Genomic DNA, 1,122 nt, shown 5'->3' on the forward strand with positions numbered 1-1,122 from the left:
AAATTTATCAAATCAAAAGCTGCTATCGCATGGGGTCCTAAACAACCTCTTTCTGTTGAAGAAATTGATGTAATGTTACCTCGTGCTGGTGAAGTATTAGTTCGCATCGTTGCAACTGGCGTATGTCACACTGATGCATTCACATTATCAGGCGACGATCCAGAAGGTATCTTCCCTGCGATCCTTGGTCACGAAGGTGGCGGTATCGTTGAAATGATCGGCGAAGGCGTAACAAGTGTTGAAGTTGGCGATCACGTTATCCCTCTTTACACTGCTGAGTGTGGCAAGTGTAAATACTGCCTATCTGGCAAAACTAACCTTTGTCAGGCAGTACGTGAAACACAAGGTAAAGGCCTAATGCCAGACGGCACTACCCGTTTCTACAAAGACGGTCAGCCTATCTTCCATTACATGGGTTGCTCTACGTTCTCTGAGTACACTGTACTTCCAGAAATCTCTCTAGCTAAAATCAGCAAAGAAGCACCACTTGAAGAAGTCTGTCTACTTGGTTGTGGCGTAACAACCGGCATGGGCGCAGTACTTAACACGGCTAAAGTTGAAGAAGGCGACACTATCGCTGTCTTTGGTCTTGGCGGTATCGGTCTTGCAGCAATCATCGGCGGTACTATGGCTAAAGCTAGCCGTATTATTGCGATTGATATCAACGAAAGTAAGTTTGACCTAGCAATGAAACTAGGTGCAACTGAATGCATCAACCCAATGAAATTTGACAAGCCAATTCAAGAAGTCATTGTTGAAATGACTGACGGCGGCGTTGATTACTCATTTGAGTGTATCGGTAACGTTAATGTTATGCGTTCAGCACTTGAGTGTTGTCACAAAGGTTGGGGCGAGTCAGTAATTATTGGTGTTGCTGGTGCGGGTCAAGAGATCTCAACCCGTCCATTCCAACTTGTGACTGGTCGTGTATGGCGTGGTTCTGCATTCGGTGGTGTTAAAGGCCGTTCAGAGCTTCCAGGTATCGTTGACCGTTACATGGCTGGTGAGTTTAAACTTGACGATTTCATCTCATTTAACATGGGTCTAGAAGACATCAACAAGTCTTTTGAGCTACTACACGAAGGTAAGAGTATCCGTACGGTTATTCACTTCGATAAGTAA

At 44.9% G+C, this 1,122-nt stretch carries 1 protein-coding gene; it reads left to right on the forward strand.

The genetic code is table 11. The features are described from left to right. A partial coding sequence (locus tag CIK00_RS21090; RefSeq protein WP_101770499.1) for an S-(hydroxymethyl)glutathione dehydrogenase/class III alcohol dehydrogenase occupies positions 1-1,122 on the forward strand: 1,122 nt, incomplete at its 5' end.

The sequence above is a fragment of the Photobacterium carnosum genome, from assembly GCF_002849605.1.
GTDB classification, from domain to species: Bacteria; Pseudomonadota; Gammaproteobacteria; order Enterobacterales; family Vibrionaceae; genus Photobacterium; species Photobacterium carnosum.